Genomic DNA, 19,254 nt, shown 5'->3' with positions numbered 1-19,254 from the left:
TGGGGTCATGTTGTGGCGGCTGCCGCGCTGGGTGCACCAGCGGATCGAGCGCAATCTCGCGCGCCGCGACATCCTCTACCCGTGGTGGGTGCCGATGACCTGTTTCGTCGGGCAGATCGTCGCCGTCGTCGTGGCCATCGCCCAACGCGACGCCCTGTGGCCGGTGCAGCCGATGACCGCGACCGTGCTGCTGGTGCTCGTCTCACCGGTCGTGCACTTCGGCCTCGGCGGCTGGCTGCCGTGGTGGATCGACAGCGCGGCCACGATCGTGGCCGCGGCCGTGCTGATGGCGTCCCCCGTGGCGTCCGGCATCGACCTCGCCCCGGCCCTGCTGGCCCTGATCGCGGCTGAGGCGGTCGCCCGTGACGGCCTGCGACCCGGGGCCGTGGTCGCCACGGTCGCGGCCGTCGTGATCGTGGCGACCGAGGTCACTGCCGACCTCGACAGCTACGGCGTCTACCTGCTGGAGGTGCTCCTCGGCTTCGTCGTCGGCGCCATGCTGTGGTGGCAGATGCGTGCGTTGGCATCGGAGCGCGCGGCCCGCGAGGGCGCCTGGGCCCAGGCCACCACCGCCGAACGCGAACGCATCGCCCGCGAGATCCACGACCTCGTCGCCCATTCGCTGAGCGTCTCGCTGCTCCAGGTCACCGGCGCCCGCCGGGCCCTCAGGGACATCGCCGACGCGCCCGGTCCGGCCGAGACCGCCGACGCCGTGGCCGAGGTCGACGCAGCGCTCGCCGACGCCGAACAGGTCGGCCGACGCGCCATGGCCGACATCCGCCGCACCGTCAGCGCCATGGCCGACGGCCCCAGCGACCGCAACGCCCTGCCCGGTGCCACCGACATCGCGGCCCTCGTGCAGGAGGTGTCCGCCGCCGGCCTTCGCGTGGAGTACGACGAGCAGGGCGACCCCGGCACCCTCAGTGCCGCCGCCGGCCTCGGTCTGTACCGGATCGCCCAGGAGTCGCTGGCCAACGTCACCAAGCACGGCGGCGGCGTGGCCCGGGTGTCGTTCCAGGTGACCGGTGCTGGTGCCGCCACGCTGCGGGTCCGCAACCCCCTGCCGCCCGGTCGACCCCGTGCCGACGGGCTCGGCTCTGGCCTCGCCGGCATGCAGGCGCGGGCGACCCAGCTCGGGGCGACGCTGCGCACCGGCGTCGCGGACGGTGAGTGGGAGGTCGTCGTACGACTGGGACCGGAACGGGGCACACGTCGCGAGGCCTGGGTGGAGCTGCCGTGCGGCAGGACGATCGGAAAGGTGAGTCCCACGTGATCGAACCGACCGTGCGGGTCGTGCTCGTCGACGACCAGGAGCTGGTGCGGTCCGGACTGCGCCGGATCCTGCGCCGACGCGACGGGTTCGAGATCGTCGCCGAGTGCGGCGACGGCTCGGAGGTGCCCGCCGTCCTCGACGGCCTGCCCGGTGGCGTCGACGTGATCGTGATGGACCTGCGGATGCGCACCGTCGACGGGATCACCGCGACGGGCGCGGTGGTCGCGCGGGGCGACGGTCCGCCCGTCCTGGTCCTGACGACCTTCGACGACGACGAGATGCTGTCCGGTGCATTGCGCGCCGGCGCTGCGGGCTTCTTGCTGAAGGACTCCTCGGCGGACGACCTGATCCGCGCCGTACGCACCGTCGCCGAAGGCGGCAACTGGCTCGACCCGTCGGTGACCGGCCGGGTGCTGCACCGGTTCCGGAGCATTGCTCCGCGCCCCGAGGCGTCGGGCGTGCGGGGTGCCGTCGACCAGCTGACCGTCCGCGAGCTCGAGGTGCTGCGCCGGATGGCGCTCGGGCGCAGCAACGGCGAGATCGCCCTCGACCTGGTGATCTCGGAGCTGACCGTGAAGAGCCACGTCGGCCGGATCTTCACCAAGCTCGGCCTGCGCGACCGGCCCGCCGCGATCGTCTACGCCTACGACAACGGGCTGGTCACCCCGGCACCCGGCTGACCCCACGAGCCCACCCTGCGCGTGACCGCCCTCACAAAACTTGCACTTCGATTCATAGCGGTGCAAAGATGCACTCATGAACGAACTGTGCAATCGCCGTGAGACGAAGCGGACCCAGACCGCGCTCCGTCTCCAGCAGTGCGCAGTGCAGCTCACGATCGACCGCGGGTTCGACGGCTGGACCATCGACGACCTCGCCGCTGCCGCCGACGTGTCCCGCCGGACCGTCTTCAACTACTTCGACGGCAAGGCGGAGGTCATCCTCGGCCCGGAGCCCGAGGTCGACCAGGAGCACGTCGACACGTTCGTGGCCGGCGGGCCCACGGGCCAGCTGTTCGACGACCTGATCCTGATCGCCCACGAGGCGACGCGGGAGCGGGCCGAGGCCGGCCAGGCCATGGGCGCCGTCCGCGAGGCCATCATGGGCGAACCCCGCCTGCTGCAGCTGGTGCACAAGCGCTTCGAGCTGGCCGCCACGCTCCTCGGTGACTGCGTCCGGCAGCGCGAGGGCAACGACTTCCCGCCCGAGAAGGTCCGCCTCCTGCTGCGGATCCTGATCACCTGCTTCGACCACGCGCTGGAACGCACCGTCGAGGACACCACGCGCACCTTCTCCGAGCACTTCGACGCAGCGGTCAGCGATGCCCGCAGCATCCTCGCCTGACCCCTTCCCCACCCCATCCGGTCCGACACGGGCGATCCCTGTGTCGACCTCGCCACCCTCACAGGAGTCCTCACATGGCCCGCCTGCTCTACCGCATCGGCTCGACGGCGTACCGCCGTTGGCCCTTCTTCATCGCCGGCTGGCTGTTGCTCGCCGTCATCGTCGGCAGCCTTGCCGCCGCCTTCTCCAAGCCCATGACGGACTCGTTCACGATCCCGGGCATCCCCTCGGAGCAGGCCGCCGACATCCAGAAGGAGCTGTTCCCCGACACCGGTGACGCCTTCGACGACGCCACGGTCAACATCGTGGTGGCCGCGCCCGAGGGCCACACCCTCGCGGAACCGCACTACCAGGCGGCGATCCAGCACCTAATCGGCGAAGTCCCGACGCTGCCGCAGACCGCTGCGGAGAACCCGCAGCTGGTCGCGCCCGTCGCGGCAGCCGAAGGTACGCCGCCCGGCGCCGTGACGCTCTCCGGCGACGGCCGGATCGGCGTGCTGTCGTTCACCTGGGACGTGAAGTCGCCCTCCGACCTCAAGACGACGACGGTCGACGACCTCAAGGACCTGCTCACCGAGACCACCGACGACACCGGCCTGGTGGCCACGGCCAACGGTCCCGGCATGGCCGTCATGGAACCGCCGGGCGGCTCGGCCGAGCTCCTCGGGCTCGGCATCGCCCTGATCGTGCTGGTGCTGACCTTCGGCTCGCTGCTCGCTGCAGGCATGCCCCTGCTCAACGCCGTGTTCGGCGTCGGCCTCGGCATGACCGGCATCACCGCGATGACCGCGGTCATGGACGTCGGCTCGAGCACGCCCATGCTCGCCACGATGATCGGCCTCGCGGTCGGCATCGACTACACGCTGTTCATCCTCGCCCGCTACCGCACCGAGCTGCACCACACCGACGACCGGGCCCACGCGGCCGGGATCGCCGTCGGTACGGCGGGTTCCGCCGTGGTCTTCGCCGGACTCACGGTCCTGATCGCGCTGTCGGCCCTTGCCGTCGTACGCATTCCGTTCCTGACGGCCATGGGCCTGGCCGCAGCGGCGACCGTGTTCGTCGCCGTGATGGTGGCGCTGACCTTGCTGCCCGCACTGCTGGGCCTGACAAAGTCGTGGGCGTTCCGCGGCCAGGTGCGCAAGTACGAGCCGAAGCGCGACGAGCACGGCCGTGTCGAGAACAACGGCGTCCGCTGGGCGCGGGTCCTCGCGAAGGCTCCCGTCGCCTGGGCGCTCGGCGTCGTCCTGCTGCTCGGTGCGCTCGCCGCGCCGATCACGCAGATGTACCTCGCGTTCCCGACCGACAGCACCGCCTCGTCGGACACGACGCAGCGCCAGGCGTCCGACCTGATGACCGAGGCGTTCGGCCCCGGCCGCGAGGGTCCGCTCGTGGTCGTGGTCGACGGCCGCGACATCGCCAACGACGACCAGCGCCAGGCGGCCTTCGACAAGGTCGTGGCCTGGGCAGGTGCCCAGGACGACGTCGCCAGTGCGGACCTCGTCGCCACCAATGCGTCGTACGACGAGAACGGCACGCCGACCGGTGTCGGCACCGGCGCGATCATCCAGGTCACGCCGTCGTCGGGTCCCGACGAGCCGGCCACGCTCGACCTCCTCGAGGCACTGCGCAACGGCCAGGGAGCGATCGAGTCCGACACCGGCACCACTGTCGGCGTCACCGGCCTCACCGCCATCACGACCGACGTGTCGGACCGCCTCAACAACGCGCTGCCGGTCTACCTCGCGGTGGTCATCGGGCTGGCATTCATCCTGCTGGTGCTGGTGTTCCGCTCGATCCTGATCCCGCTGACCGCCACCCTGGGCTTCCTGCTCTCGGTGCTGGCCACGCTGGGTGCGACGGTGGCGATCTTCCAGGAAGGTGCCTTCGGGATCTTCGAGGGACAGCCGATCGTCAGCTTCATGCCGGTGTTCCTGATCGGCGTGGTCTTCGGGCTCGCCATGGACTACCAGGTCTTCCTCGTCACCCGGATGCGCGAGGCACACGTCCACGGACTGCCCATGCACGAGGCCGTCATCGACGGGTTCCGCAACAGCGCCCGGGTCGTGACCGCGGCCGCCACGATCATGATCGCGGTGTTCGCCGGCTTCATCCTCGAGGACGACGCCATCATCAAGTCGATGGGCTTCGCCCTGGCCGCCTCGATCATCTTCGACGCGTTCATCGTGCGGATGGTGCTGATTCCCTCGGTGCTCTACCTGCTCGGCGAGAAGGCCTGGTGGCTGCCCGCCTGGCTCGACCGGATCCTCCCGAACGTCGACATCGAGGGCGAGTCCCTCGAGCGCACCTCGGGTCCCGTGCACGTCGGCAAGGGCGACGAGGACCGCGAGCTGGTCAGCGTCTGATCCACCGAGTTGGGGTTTGTCACCGCCGAGTTGGGGTTTCGCACCGGCTCACCCGGTGACAAACCCCAACTCGCGCGTGACAAACCCCAACTCGCGATCAGGCGAGGGCCTTCTTGATGTCCTTGCTGATCTTGCTGGGCTTGGTGGTGGGGGCGTAGCGGTCGATGACCTGGCCGTCCCTGCCCACGAGGAACTTCGTGAAGTTCCACTTGATGCCGTCGCTGCCCAGCCCGCCCTTCTGCTCCTTGAGCCACTGGTAGAGCGGGTGGGTCTCGTCGCCGTTCACGTCGATCTTCGAGAACATCGGGAAGGTGACGCCGTAGTTCTTCTGGCAGAAGTCTGCGATGGCGTCGTCGGCGGCGAGCTCCTGGTTGGCGAACTGGTCACACGGGAAGCCGAGGATGGTGAACTCGCTGTCGCCGTACTCGTCGTAGAGCTGCTGCAGACCCTCGAACTGCGGGGTCAACCCGCACTTGGAGGCGGTGTTGACGACGAGCACCACCTTGCCGTCGTACGACGACAGCTCGATGGGCTTGCCGTCGATGGCGGTGGCGGAGAAGTCGTGGAGACTGGTCATGGCGCCCAGTCTGTCATCGGGCGCGAAGCGACCGTGCCTGCATGAGGGCCAGGTCGGCGACGACGAGTGCCTGCGCGACGACCCAGGCCCGGCCGAATCCGTCGATGTCGAACATCCCGGTGAGGGCGACTTCGAGCGAGGCGAGCACCCACACGACGTTGCCGACGACGACCGCCCAACCCGTCCGCTTGGACAGGGAGCTGCGGGCGTAGAGCCCGACGACGGCGGCGTAGCCCAGCATGAAGACGCCGAGCCAGCGGTAGGTGGCGGCCTGCCCGCCGAGCAGGTCGGCGATCGGGCCGGCGGCGGCGAGGTACGCGAGGCCGTTGACGCCGGAGATGACGGCGTCGGCGGCGAACCAGAACCGCCCGGTCGTGGTGGAAGCAGCGGTGGTGCGGGGAGTGATGGTGTTGGTCATGCCCCGACCCTCACCCGCCGGGGTGTCTCCTGACGATGACGTCAGAGGTCATGCGGGCTCGGCCGTGGTCGGCCCCGAGGGGGTGATCCCCGGCCAGGGCGTGCCCCAGCGGTCGCCGTACGCCGTCTCGACCAGGGGGCGTCGGGTCCGGACCTTGTGCTCACGCTCCGCGTCGCGCTCGCTGACCTCCGCGGGGTTGCCGCGCACCCCGACCGCGATGCCCGCCACGACCCGCGCATGGTCGGGTACTCCGAGCGCCGCACCGACCGCGTCGTGGTCGAATCCCGCGAACTGGTGGGCTTCCAGGCCCATCGCCTTCGCCTGCAGGGTGAGGTGGGCGGAGGCCTGGCCGAGGTCGTGGAGCGGGTACGTCGGGTCGCCGGGCCCGTCGCCCTCGGGCTCCACCACGGTGACCGAGATGAAGACGACCGAGGCCCGCGGCACCCAGCCCGCGTTGCCGCGACTCAGGTGCGGGACCAGCACGTCGTGGGCCGCGTTGCCACGCACCGCCACGAGGTAGCGCCAGGGCTGTCGGTTGCCGCTGCTCGGCGCCCATTGGGCCGCTTCGAGGAGTCGGCTGATCTCCGTGTCGCTCAACTCGTGGGCGGCGTCGAAGACGCTGGGGCTCCAGCGGGAGCGGAGGGGCTCGACGATGTCGACGGGGTTCATGGAGGGAGTATTGCGGCAGGCCGCCGCGGGCGGATGCCTACACCCCCGCCGGCAGGCTGCAACTGGTGAAGTTGCTGCCGGTCCGGACGGCGACCTTCTTGCCGGCGAAGAAGCCCGCACCGAGGGCGCTGAACGGGTTCAACGTCGTCAGGTGCGTCTCGACCTGGGCGTTGGTCGCCGGTGAGGGCACCAGTCCGACCAGTCCGAACTTGTACGTCGCCGCGAGCGCGCTCCGCTTGGAGAGGGTGATGCCGGGGGTGGTGTCCCCGAAGCCGTCGACGGGACCGGTGGCCGAGTTGTTGTTGGCGATGCTGGCGCACATCGTCGGGTTGTAGGCGGCGTTGCCGGAGCTGCCGTGGTCGACGCGGATGCCGGGACCGCTCTGTTGCACGAGCTGGACCACATTGTTCTCGAGCCGCAGGTCCAGGCTGCCGTTGGAATCGCGGTGCAGCACGCCCACACCCGAGCCACTGGTGTTCGAGACCATGTTGCCGGTGATCGTCGCCCGCACGACCGGGTTCGCGAGCGTGCTCAGGTCGGCCTGGATGTTCTTGTCGGTTCCGAGCGCGATCCCGGAGCTGCCGAAGAGGTTGTTGGCGGCGATCCGGTTGCCCGTCACCGTGAATGTCACGGTGACGTCCCCGGCGGCACCGATGCCGATCGCCGACCCCTTCATGTTCTGCATCGGACTGCCGGCTGAACCGTTGTTGGTGATCGCGAAGTTGCCCTGGCCACGCCCGGTGACGCTAGCCGAGATGCCGAACCCGTTCATCCTGTTGGTGGTGTCGCCGATGACGATGTTCCCGCTGATCGTGACGCGCGCTCCGCCCGGCGTTCCGTAGGTGCCCTGGGGCGCGGTCGCGCTGGCCGTGTTGGCGCCCTGGACCGTGATGCCGTCACCGCTCGGGAAACCGGTGACGGTGTTGTTGTCGATGGTTCCCATGACCAGGCTGGCCACCGTCGTCGTCGAACCGAAGAGGTTGAGCGCGATGCCGCTGCGCCGGGAGAGCGCGTTGTCGAACGAGCTGGAGATCTGGTTGTTCGAGATGTTCGCGTTGGTGATCGTGCCCGCGTAGTTGAAGATGTCGACCCCGCCGCCGTAGGCGGCCTGGAGCGAGTTGCCGGTGATCGTGACGGCGCCGTCGACGTTGTTGTTCTGGCCGCCGGTGGTGGTGTTGAACGCGATGGAGGAGTCGTTGTCGTTCACCGCGGAGTCACCGGCCTGCAGGATGATCCCGTTGGTGAAGGAGAACCCGGTGACCCCGACGCCCTGGACGCCGCTGCGGTTGGTTCCGGCGATCCGCATGTTGTTGAACGAGACGTCGTCGGCGTTGGTCAGCGAGATGCCGGCGCCGGTCGTGTTGAGGATGACCCCACCGGTGGGCGCTGCGCCCGTTCCGGTGACGTTGACGCCGCCCAGGGACCCGGTGTCGTTCAACACGATCCCGCTCGGGGCACCGTTGGCGGAGATGCTCTGGAAGGTCACGTCAGCCGAGCCGATCGTCGTACCCGAGATGCTCAGCGCGATCCCGGTGAAGGTGGTGATCGAGTTGCCCGTCCCGGTGACCGCCACCTGACCGGTGCTCGCAGCGAGGCCCTGGCCGGTGACCGTGTCGATGTCGAGACCGCCGTTGCTGAACGTCACCAGGTGGCCGGCGCCCGGCGCGCCGTTGTTGCTGAGGAGGACGGCGCCGGCGGTGCCCGTGTTGAGGATCTTGGACGTGCCGCTGAACGTCGTACTGCCCCCGAAGTTGGCATTGACGACGATTCCGCCACCGGCATCGGTGCCGTCGGCAATGGATCCGCTCAGGGTCACCACTCCGCCGGTCCGGCCGGTGACCTCGACCGACTGGCCGAAGCCGTCGTTGACCGCGCCGGCGAAGTTGACGACAGCAGCACCGCCGTTGACGTCGACCGCGATGCCTGCGGCGCCACTGATCGCCCCGGCGTTGGCGTCGACCGGCGACACGAGGTTGGTGTCGAGATTGATGCCATCGTTCGCGCTGTTCGTCGAGTTGACCGTGTCGAAGGTGTACGACGACCCGTTGCTGTTGCGGATGTCGAGGGCCGGTCCACCGGTGGCCGAGATCGCGTCGGTGCCGGCCGCGTCGACCATCACGTTGTCGGTGCTGGCGATGTCGAGGGCCGCGGCCGCGCCGGAAGTGGTCTGCAGCGACAGGTCGGTGCCGACGCCGTCGCCGAGACGCGGCGCGCCGGTCGTGCTGCTGAGCCGGACGCCGCCCGAGCTCGATCCGGTCACCGTGATGCTGTCGAACACGCTGGTCGCCAGGTTGGTGGAGGTGGCGTCGAGAGCCTTGCCACCCGTTGTCGCAACGGTGACCGCGCCCGCCGCCGGGAAGTTCACCGTGCCTGCGCTGTTCAGCACGACACCGGGCTGGCCGGTGGTGGTGATCGCCACGTTCGTGAACGTCCGCGTGCCGGTCGTGTTGTCCAGCCGGATGCCGGGACTCGTGCTGGCGTTGCTGACCGTGATCGAGTCGACGGTGCCGGTCACCGCCGCACCGGTGAGGTTGAGGGCACCGGCCTGGGTCGTGCTCAGCGACACCGGCGCAGTGAAGGTCAGGCCGTTGCCGCTCCCCGTCATCTCGATGCCGGGCTGGGTGGCCGCCGTACCGGTGTCGGTCACGTCCATCGAGCGGAGGTTCACTCCCGAGGTGGCGTTGCCGAACACGCCGTTGCTGGCGCCGTCCGGGTTGATGCTCAGCCCGGCGACGGTGGTGTTCGAGGCCAGCGTGACCACGTCCGCGCCCGAGGCGGTCAGGACCGGCCGGTCCCCAGCAGCCAGGATCTGATCGGGGGCCGCTGAGCCGACTTCGGTCCAGGTGAGGGCGATTCCCTCGCCGAGCAGCTTGTCGCCGGCGGCGAGCACCACGGGTCCATTGGCGATGGAGCCGCCGTTCGTCTCGAAGACGAAGACGGGCTGGCCGGTTCCCGCTGCCGCCAGACCAGCGGCGATCGTGCCGAACGGGCTCCCCGAGGTGCCGTTGCCGGACTGACCGGGGCTGACGTACCAGACGGCACCGGAGAAGTTGATGGTGAAGGTGAACGGCGCCGACGCCGTGGTCCCATCGGTCAACGAGTAGCCGAAGGTGTCGCTGGCCAGAGTCCCGCTGGCCGGCGGGTTGTAGGACGTCATGCCGCCGCCCGACAGCAGGATGCTCCCGCCCTGGGCCGTCGCTGCCGACGCGTTCGCGGCGAAGATGTTGCTCTCCAGGCCATCGGGGTCGACCGAGCCACCCACGAAGTCGATGGCTCGATCGATGTGCGGTGCCCAGTCCGGGATCGCTCCCTCACTGATCGCCGTGTTGCGGATGCCGGTCGTGACCGGCAGCGTCGTCGGCGCACCCGGGGCATCGTTGACCGGGGTGATGGTCACGCCGCGCGTGACCGGCGCACTCAATGCAACCCCGTCGTTGACCACTGCGGACAAGGTGCGGTCGGCGTCGGTCGGGTTCGGCGTACCGTCATTGCGGCTGTCCGGGTCGTTCGACGTGTTGGCGAACTGGACGGTGCGCAGCGCGGCCTGGAACTGGGCGAGTGTGCCGCCCGCACGGGTGATCGTGAGTGCCCCCGTGGCCGCGACGTAGTTCGCAGTGAAGCCCGTCGTCAGCGGGTCGAGCCGCAGGGTGTCGAGGGCCGATCGGCCAACCGTGATGGTGACGACGAGCGAGCTCAGCGTCGGGGAGTCGGGATCGACGATGGTGGCCGCCGGTGCGACCGCCAGGTTCGGTGCCTGCTCGGCGTAGGCCAGCGGGGTCGCGGCGTTGAGATCGACGACCGGCGCGTCGTTGACCTGGGTTATCGCGATCGTCTTGTTCGACGTGTTGGACGCGACGGGAGTGGTGATCCGGAAGCCGATCAACCGGGTGGCTCCGGGTGCGTCGTTGGTGGCGTTGGAGAACTGCACCGTCCGCAACGCGGCCTGGTACTGCGCCAGGGTCGCCGATCCCGAGAGGGTCAGCACGTTCGAGGCGAAGACACCGGTGATCGTGCCCTGCGTCGTGAAGTGCAGGGTGTCGCCGGCGAGCGGGGACACGATCGAGACCGTCGCCCCGGTCACGTTGCCCGCGTCCAGGTCGGTCGCGCTGAGTCCAGCATCGACCACGACGGCCGGCGCCTGCTCGGTGTACGGCGTGGTCCCGGCGCTCGCCGCGACGACGGGGGCGTCGTCCACCGCGGCGACGGTGATGGTGCGGGTGCGCGCGGCACTGGTGCCGCCGTCGCCGTCGGTCACCACCGCCCGCACGGTGCGCGCGGCGGTCGACGGTGCCTCGGAGACGTTGGCGTAGGTGACATTGCGGACGACGGCCTGCACGGTGGCGGCGGTGGCGCTGGCGTTGAAGGTCACGACCAGCGGTGTGGTGCCGGGGTTGCCGCCGACGAAGGTGCCGATCGTGACGCCACCGAAGGTGACGTTCGCCCCCGAGACCCCGACCTCGCCGGCCGCCGTGCCCTGGTTGCGGATCGCCAACCGGTCCTCGGCCAGGCCGCCGGCGGAGAAGTCGACGGTGAGGGTGCCGGTCGCGAGGTCGGCGGAGTCGACGTCGGTGACCGTCATGGTCGCCGTGATCGGGGTCGCGGCCGCGTTCTCGGTGTAGGCCAGCGCAGCGGCTTCGAAGACCGAGACGGCGGGCGCGTCGTTGACCCTGGCGACCGTGATCGTGCGGATGCCTGCACCGCTGGTGCCGCCGTCGCCGTCGGAGACCACGACCCGCACGGTCCGCGACGCCGTCACCGGGTTCTCGGAGACGTTCTGGTAGGTCACGTTCCGATGGAGAGCCTGTACGGCGGCCGGGGTCGCGCTGGCGTTGAGGGTGACCACCAGCGGGGTGGTGCCGGGGTTGCCGCCGACGAAGGTGCCGATGGTGACGCCACCGAACGTGACGTTGGCGCCGGACACACCGATCTGTCCCGCAGCGACGCCCTGGTTGCGGATCGCCAACCGGTCCTCGGCCTGGCCACCCACCGAGAAGTCGGCGGTGTAGGTGCCGCCCGCGAAGTCGGCGGAGTCGACGTCGGTGACCGTGCCCGCGACGGTGATCGGCGTGGCCGCGGCGTTCTCCGTGTACGCCAGGACCGCGCCCTCGAGCGAGGCCGCCGGCGGGTCGTTGACCGCTGCGACCGAGAGCGTCTTCGTGGCGCTGTTGCTGGGCGCGCTGCCGTCGTTGGCGATGAAGGTCAGCGTGCGGTTGGCCGTCGCCGGGTTGTTGCTGCTGTTGTTGTACCGGACACCGCGCAGGGCGGTCTGGTAGGTCGCCACCAGGGCGGAGCCGCTGAGCGTGAGCGTCCCGGTCGCGGCGTCGTACGACTGTGTGATTCCCGCGGGCGGGGTGAGGGACAGGACGTCCTCCGCGCTGACGAAGCCGCCGGTGATCTGGACGGTGGCGCCCGCCAGGTTCGCGTTGTCGCTGTCGGTGACCGTCACGGTGGCGTCGACGACGAGGGCCGCACCGTTCTCCGTGTACGCCGTCGTACCGGCGCTGGTGGTCACCACGGGCGGCTGGGCCGGCGCAGTGACCGTGATGGTCCGCATGATCGGGCCACTGACCCCGCCGTCACCGTCGGCGAGCACGAAACGGGCGAACCGGTCCGTGGTCACCGGGTTCGCCGCGACATTGCGGTAGGTGATGGCGCGGAGCAGCGCCTGGGCCGCCGGCTGGGTGGCGTTGGCGTTGAAGGTGGTGACCAGTGGCGTGAGGCCGGTCCCGCCGCTGAAGGTGCCGATCGTGGTGCCGCCGTAGGTGACGTTCGTTCCCGAGACGCCGATCTGGCCGGCGGCCGTGCCCTGGTTCTGGATCTCCAACCGGTCATCGGCGTGGCCACCGGACGGGAAGTCGACGAACAGGCTGCCGGTGTCGAAGTTGGCCGAGTCGGGATCGTTGACCGAGCTGTTCGGCGTGATCACGGTCGCCGGGTCGCCGGCGTCGTACGCGAGGGAGCCGAAGTCTCCCATCAGCAGGACCGGCGCATCGTTCACGGGCGTGACGGTGATGGCCCGGGTGGCCGCGTTGCTGGTGCCGCCGTCCCCGTCGGTGAGGACGAACCGGACGGTCCGGGACGCGGCCGGCGTGTCGGACAGGCTGCGGTAGGTGACATTGCGCAGCAGGGCCTGTACGGCGGCGGGCGTGGCGCTCACGTTGAGGTTGACCACGAGCGGCTCGATGAGACCGCCCGCGTACACGCCGATGTTCGTTCCGCCGTAGGTGACGTTCGATCCCGAGACGCCGATCTGGCCCGCCGCGACGCCCTCGTTGCGGATGCCGAGCTGGTCAGCGGGCTGGATGCCGACCGAGAAGTCGACGGTCAGGGTGCCCGTCGCGAAGTTCGCCGAGTCGGTGTCGGTGACGGTGCCCGTTGCGGTGATCGGCGCGAACGGGTCGCCCTCGCTGACGGCCAGGGGCGAGGCCTCGATGGCTGCGATCACGGGGGCGCCGTTGACCGCGCAGGTCACGGTGACCGAGACGGTCGCCGTACTGCCACCGTTGAGCGTGTAGGTGAAGGTGTCCAGAGTCGTGCCGGGCGGGTTGTTGCAGTAGCCCGGGTCGGGCGCGTAGGTCAGTCCGGTGTGGGCGCCGGTGGTGCCGCCGGTGAGGGCGACCGTGCCGTTGGCCGGGTCGCTGGCCGACGCGATCGTCTTCGGCCCGGCGTCCACGTCGGTGTCGTTGGTGAGCACCGGAATCGCCGTGGGTGTGGCGCCCTGGGGAACGGTGGTCCCGTCATCGACCGCGACCGGCGCATCGTCGACAGCCGTCACGGTGATGCCGCGGGTGACGGGTGCGCTGGTGCCGCCGTCGCCGTCGGTCAGCACGAACCGCACCGTCCGCGCAGCGGTCGACGGGTTGTTCGAGACGTTGGCGTAGGTGATGGAGCGCACCAGGGTCTGTACGGCGGCCGGTGTCGCGGTCGCGTTGAGGGTGATCACCAGCGGCGTGCTGCCGTTGGTGCCGCCCACGACGGTGCCGATCGTCGTACCGCCCGCGATGGCGAGGCGGTCCTCGGCGGCACCTCCAGCAGTGAAGGACACCGTCAGCGTGCCCGTGGCCAGGTCGGCCGAGTCAGCGTCGACCACGGTGCCGGTCGCGGTGATCGGAGTCGCCGCGGCGTTCTCGGTGTAGGCGAGCGCCCCCGCCTCGATGTTGGCGATCACCGGGGCGTCGTTGGCAGCCGTCACATTGACCTGCCGGGTCGGGGCGTTGCTCGTGCCGCCGTCGCCATCGGTCAGCACGAACCGCACGGTCCGTGCCGCTGTGGACGGTGCCTCGGACACGTTCCGGTAGGTCACGCTGCGCAACAGCGTCTGGACGGCGGCCGGGGTCGCGGTCGCGTTGAGGGTGATCACCAGGGGCGTCGTGCCGGTGCCGCCCACGGCGGTGCCGATCGTCGTACCGCCGGCGATCTCCAGCCGGTCCTCGGCGAGGCCCCCGGCCGAGAAGCTGACCGTCAGCGTTCCGGTCGCGAGGTTCGCGGAGTCGATGTCGGCAACGGTGCCGGTCGCGGTGACCGGGGTCGCGGCGGCGTTCTCCGTGTAGGCGAGCGCCCCGGCCTCGATGTTGGCGATCGCAGGGGCGTCGTTGACGCCGGTCACCGTGATGGTGACCAGTCCGGTGTCGGTGCCGCCGTGGCCGTCGGAGACGGTGTAGCTGAAGGTGTCGGTCACGGTCTGGCCGGCGCCCAGGGACTCGAAGGCCCCGTTCGGGTCATAGCTGACGTCGGTGCCGTTGTTGGTCACGAGACCGACCGTCCCGGTCACGTCCACACCCGTCACGGCAAGGGAGTCGCCGTTCGCATCGGTGTCACCGACCAGCACCGGGACCACCGTCGCGCCCGCGTTCTCACCGATGGTCGCCGCGTCGTCGTCCGCGACCGGCGCGGCGTTGGGCGTGCAGTCGACGGTGACGGAGACGGTCGCCGTACTGCCCCCGTTGAGGGTGTAGGTGAAGGTGTCCGGAAGGCTGCCTGGCGGGTTGTTGCAGTACGCCGCATCGGGTTGGTAGTTCAGCCCGGTGTGCGCGCCAGAGGTGCCGCCCGTGAGCACCACGGTGCCGTGGACCGGGTCGCTGGCCGACGCGATCGCCTTCGGCCCGGCGTCGACATCGGTGTCGTTGGTGAGCACGGGAACGGCCGTGGCCAGTGCGTTCTGGCCAACGGTCGCGGTGTCGTTGACGGCCACCGGGAGGTCATCGACCGGCGTCACGGTGATGCCGCGGGTGTCCGGCGTGCTGGTGCCGCCATCGCCATCGGTCAGCACGAACTGAACGGTCCGCGCCGCGGTCGAGGGGTTCTCGGACACGTTGCGATAGGTGACGCTCCGCAGCAGCGCCTGTACGGCGGCCGGCGTCGCGGACGCGTTGAGGGTGATCACCAACGGGGTACTGCCATTGGTGCCGCCCACGACGGTGCCGATCGTCGTACCGCCGGAAACGGCGAGGCGGTCCTCGGCCTGGCCACCCGCGGTGAAGCTCGCCGTCAACGTGCCCGTCGCCAGGTCGTCGGAGTCGACATCGGCAACGGTGCCGGTCGCAGTGATCGGCGTCGCCGCGGCGTTCTCGGTGTAGGCCAGCGAACCGGCCTCGATCGCCGCGATCACCGGTGCGTCGTTGGCCCCGGTCACCGTGATCGTCACGACCGCCGTGTCCGTGCCGCCGTTGCCGTCGGACACGGTGTAGCCGAACGTGTCGGACGCGGTCTGGCCCACGCCGAGCCCCTCGAACGCGCCGTTCGGGTTGTAGCTGACGCTGGTGCCGTTGTTGGTGACGACACCCGCGGTCGCGGTCTGGTCGATCACCGACACGGCCAGGGTGTCACCGTCGGCGTCGGTGTCGTTGCCAAGCACCGGGACCACCGTCGGACCGGCGTTCTCGCCGATGGTCGCCGCGTCGTCGTCCGCGACGGGCGAGGCGTTGGGCGTGCAGTCGACGGTGACGGAGACGGTCGCCGTACTGCCACCGTTGAGGGTGTAGGTGAAGGTGTCGGGAATGCCGCCTGGCGGGTTGTTGCAGTAGCCCGCGTCGGGTTCGTAGGTCAGTCCGGTGTGGGCGCCCGGGGTGCCACCGGTGAGCACCACGGTGCCGTGGACCGGGTCGCTGGCCGACGCGATCACCTTCGGACCCGCGTCCACGTCGGTGTCGTTGCCGAGGACGGCAACGGCCGTTGCCGGTGCGTCCTGGCCGACGATGGTCGCGTCGTTGACCGCTGTGGGAGCGTCGTCGACGGCGGACACGGTGATGCCGCGGGTGTCGGGCGTGCTGGTGCCGCCGTCCCCGTCGGTCAGCACGAACTGAACGGTCCGCGGCGTCGTGGACGGGTTGTTCGACACGTTGCTGTAGGTGATGTCCCGCAACAACGCCTGGACGGCGGCCGGTGTCGCGGTCGCGTTCAGGGTGATGACCAACGGTGTACTCCCATTGGTGCCGCCCACGACGGTGCCGATCGTCGTACCGCCGGAAACGGCGAGGCGGTCCTCGGCCTGGCCACCCGCGGTGAAGCTCGCCGTCAACGTGCCCGTCGCCAGGTCGTCGGAGTCGACATCGACAACGGTGCCGGTCGCGGTGATCGGCGTCGCGGCAGCGTTCTCGGTGTAGGCCAGCGAACCGGCCTCGATCGCCGCGATCACCGGTGCATCATTCGCCCCGGTCACGGTGACCGTGACGACGGCCGTGTCCGTGCCCCCGTGCCCGTCGGAGACGGTGTAGCCGAACGTGTCGGACCCAGTCTGGCCCACGCCGAGCGCCTCGAACGCCCCGTTGGGGTTGTAGCTGACAGAGGTGCCGTTGTTGGTGACCACCCCGAGCGTCCCGGTCTGGTCGATCACCGACACGGCCAGGGTGTCGCCATTGGCGTCGGTGTCGTTGCCCAGCACCGAGACCACCGTCGGACCGGCGTTCTCGCCGATCGTCGCGGAATCGTCGACGGCGACCGGGGCCGTGTTGGGGGTGGCCACACCGGTGATCGTGATCGTCACCGTCGCGGTGTCCGTGCCGCCATGGCCATCGGAGACGGTGTAGGAGAAGGTGTCGGGCGCCGTGTCGCCCGCGCCCAGGTCGTCGAAGGCACCGTTCGGGTCATAGCTGATGTCGGTGCCGTTGTTGGTCACCGTCCCGGCGGTCCCGGTCGTGTCGACCTCTGTCACCGCCAGCGAGTCGCCGTCCGCGTCCGTGTCATTGTCCAGCACCGTGACCACCGTCGAGGTGGCGTCCTCGGCCACCGTCGCGGAGTCGTTCGCCGCTACCGGGTCGTCGTTGACCGGCACCACGGTGATGTCGCGGGTGACCGGCGCGCTGGTGCCGCCGTCCCCGTCGGTCAGCACGAACCGCACCGTCCGCGGCGTCGTGGACGGGCTGTCGGAGACGTTGCGGTAGGTGATGTCCCGAAACAGCGCCTGTACGGCGACCGGTGTCGCGGTCGCGTTGAGCGTGATCACCAGCGGGGTGCTCCCGTTGGTGCCGCCCACGACGGTGCCGATCGTCGTACCGCCGTCAACGGCGAGCCGGTCCTCGGCCTGGCCACCCGCGATGAAGCTCGCCGTCAGCGTGCCCGTGGCGAGGTCGTCGGAGTCGATGTCGACCGCCGTGCCCGTCGCGGTGATCGGCGTCGCGGCAGCGTTCTCGGTGTAACTCAGCGCCGAGCCCTCGATGCCGGCGAGCACGGGGGCACCGTTGACACCCGTGACCGTGATCGTCACGGTCCCGGTGTCGGTGCCCCCGTTTCCGTCGGAGACGGTGTACCCGAACGTGTCCGTGGTCGACTCCCCCACACCCAATGAGTCGAACGCACCGTTCGGGTCGTAGCCGACGTCGGTGCCGTTGCCGGTCACCAGGCCCAGCGTCCCGACCGTGTCGATCGCCGACACCGACAACACGTCCCCATCCGCGTCGGTGTCGTTGGCCAACACGTCCACCGTCACTCCGGCGGAGTCCTCCGCCAGCGATTGCTCGTCATCGCCCGCCACCGGCGCGGCATTGGGCGTCTCGACCCCGGTCACCGTGATGGTCACCGTCGCGGTGTCCGTCCCACCCTGGCCGTCGGACACCGTGTACTCGAAGGTGTCGGTCGCGGTCTCGCCCGCACCGAGCGCATCGAAGGCACCGTTCGGGTCGTAGGTGACATCGGAGTCGTTGTCCGTCACCACCCCCAGCGTCCCGACCGTGTCGACCGTCAGAACCGACAACGCGTCGCCATCGGCATCCGTGTCGTTGGCCAGCACGTCCACGTCCACACCGGTCGAGTCCGCCGCCACGTCGGCCTCGTCGTCCACCGCGACCGGCGGCGTGTTGGGCGCTCCCACCCCGGTCACGGTGATCGTCACTGACGCGGTGTCCGTCCCGCCGTTCCCGTCCGTGACCGTGTACTCGAAGGTGTCGGTCGCGGTCTCACCCGCACCGAGCCCGTCGAAGGCACCATTCGGGTCGTAGGTGACATCCGAGTCGTTGTCCGTCACCACCCCCAGCGTCCCGCCGGTGTCGACCGTCAGCACCGACAACGCGTCGCCGTCCGCATCGGTGTCGTTGCCCAGCACGTCCACGTCGACCCCGGTCGAGTCCGCCGCCACGTCGGCCTCGTCAGCGACTGCCACGGGCGGGTGGTTGGGGGAGGCCCCCGTCACCTCGTAGTCCTCCAGCGTGGTCAGCGGCGAGGTGCGGTTGGTCGCGGACCCGATCCGGGCGATGACCGTCTTGTCGTCGCCCAGCGCCGCAACGATCGCCACGTCATCCCACGAGCCGAGGATCCGGCTGTCCGTGGTGGGCGCGACCGGGCCGGAGCTGAACCCGTCCGCGCCGGCGATGAAGGTGCCGGCCAGGCTCGATCGCGACGCCGTGGGCGTCAGCGTCCCGGTCGTGCGGTTGCGTCCGCAGACCACCAGCGTGTGCCCGGTGGTCGCCGACTCGGCCGAGCGGCTGGCCTCCGGACAGGGGTCACCCGGCGTGGTCTCCTCCGGATCGACGACGACGTCGAGGACCTCGAACGAGTACGCCGTGAGGTCCAGGCCGGGAGGCGTCGCGGACGCCGCAATCAGCGTGCTCTTGGTGTCGAAGTTGCTGCTGCGGCTGACCTTGACCGGCCACGTACCGGTCTGGTTCTGGGGCCCGGACGGCGACGTTGCGGTGACCTGGAAGGCAGAACTCTCCCCTCCGGCCGGGATGTCGTCAGCGGTGGAGGCACTGCTGCGGTACCGGCACTTGGTGTCGGCGACCTGGGCCGTCCACCCGGCCGGTGCCCCCGGGCACGCAGTGATCGACCATGACTTGCCCGGGCGCCCGACCTCGACGGCACCGATGGAGTCGGACGTGCTGGTGTTCTTGATCGTGACGGTGAACGTGGTGCCCGCGGAGTCGCCGAGGTACTGGAACCCGGGCGACACGCTCGCACGCGCGGCGAACGGAGCGGCGTCGCTGACCGGCACGAGCGTCCCGCCGAGGACGGTGGAAGCGAGACAGAGGGTCACGGCGACGTAGCCGACCGGGCGCAGCAACTGACGGAAAGGCACAAGCCCTCCAGAAGGGGGAGCGGAGGAGGGCCGGAAGCAGGGGTCGCCGGATTGCCCCATGGCGACCCGAGTTCAAACCCCTGTGTGTTCCCGGGGAACGTA

8 protein-coding genes are annotated in these 19,254 nt (G+C 70.1%); 4 read left to right on the top strand and 4 right to left on the bottom strand.

From position 1 onward, the window contains the following. The first annotated feature begins 7 nt into the window (after nt 1-7). The 4 genes from ACOACQ_RS16120 (at nt 8) to ACOACQ_RS16105 (ending at nt 4,983) form a co-directional block, all read left to right on the top strand. Complete coding sequence (locus tag ACOACQ_RS16120; protein WP_420288756.1) at nt 8-1,273, top strand: sensor histidine kinase; 1,266 nt, start codon at nt 8-10, stop codon at nt 1,271-1,273. After that, on the top strand, nt 1,270-1,953 hold the full coding sequence (locus ACOACQ_RS16115) for a response regulator (protein ID WP_420288755.1): 684 nt from the start codon (nt 1,270-1,272) through the stop codon (nt 1,951-1,953). The genes ACOACQ_RS16120 and ACOACQ_RS16115 overlap by 4 nt, the downstream gene beginning before the upstream one ends. Nucleotides 1,954-2,029: 76 nt before the next feature. Then, a complete protein-coding gene (locus tag ACOACQ_RS16110; RefSeq protein ID WP_378601538.1) occupies nt 2,030-2,617 on the top strand; it encodes a TetR/AcrR family transcriptional regulator in 588 nt (195 codons plus the stop codon). A gap of 74 nt (nt 2,618-2,691) precedes the next feature. Further along, entirely contained in the window at nt 2,692-4,983 is a 2,292-nt protein-coding gene (locus ACOACQ_RS16105; RefSeq protein WP_420288754.1) for an MMPL family transporter, read from the top strand. Nucleotides 4,984-5,080: 97 nt separating this feature from the next. On the opposite strand, the gene ACOACQ_RS16100 is transcribed toward ACOACQ_RS16105, so the two are convergent. Genes ACOACQ_RS16100 through ACOACQ_RS16085 form a run of 4 tightly spaced genes read right to left on the bottom strand, consistent with a single transcriptional unit; the run spans nt 5,081 to nt 19,152 of the window. After that, nucleotides 5,081-5,560, bottom strand: a complete 480-nt coding sequence (locus ACOACQ_RS16100) for a glutathione peroxidase (protein WP_420288753.1) — start codon at nt 5,558-5,560, stop codon at nt 5,081-5,083. 13 nt (nt 5,561-5,573) lie between these two features. After that, nucleotides 5,574-5,978, bottom strand: coding sequence for a hypothetical protein (locus ACOACQ_RS16095; protein ID WP_420288752.1), 405 nt, complete (start codon nt 5,976-5,978; stop codon nt 5,574-5,576). Nucleotides 5,979-6,026: 48 nt separating this feature from the next. Continuing rightward, on the bottom strand, nt 6,027-6,647 hold the full coding sequence (locus ACOACQ_RS16090) for a nitroreductase family protein (RefSeq protein ID WP_420288751.1): 621 nt from the start codon (nt 6,645-6,647) through the stop codon (nt 6,027-6,029). Between the two features lie 37 nt (nt 6,648-6,684). Beyond that, entirely contained in the window at nt 6,685-19,152 is a 12,468-nt protein-coding gene (locus ACOACQ_RS16085) for an Ig-like domain-containing protein (protein WP_420288750.1), read from the bottom strand. Nucleotides 19,153-19,254: the final 102 nt, after the last annotated feature.

The sequence above is a fragment of the Nocardioides sp. CPCC 206347 genome (genome assembly GCF_048654605.1).
Lineage (GTDB): Bacteria > Actinomycetota > Actinomycetes > Propionibacteriales > Nocardioidaceae > Nocardioides.
Note: the sequence above shows the minus strand (reverse complement) of the source record. Positions and strands in the feature narration are given on the sequence as shown.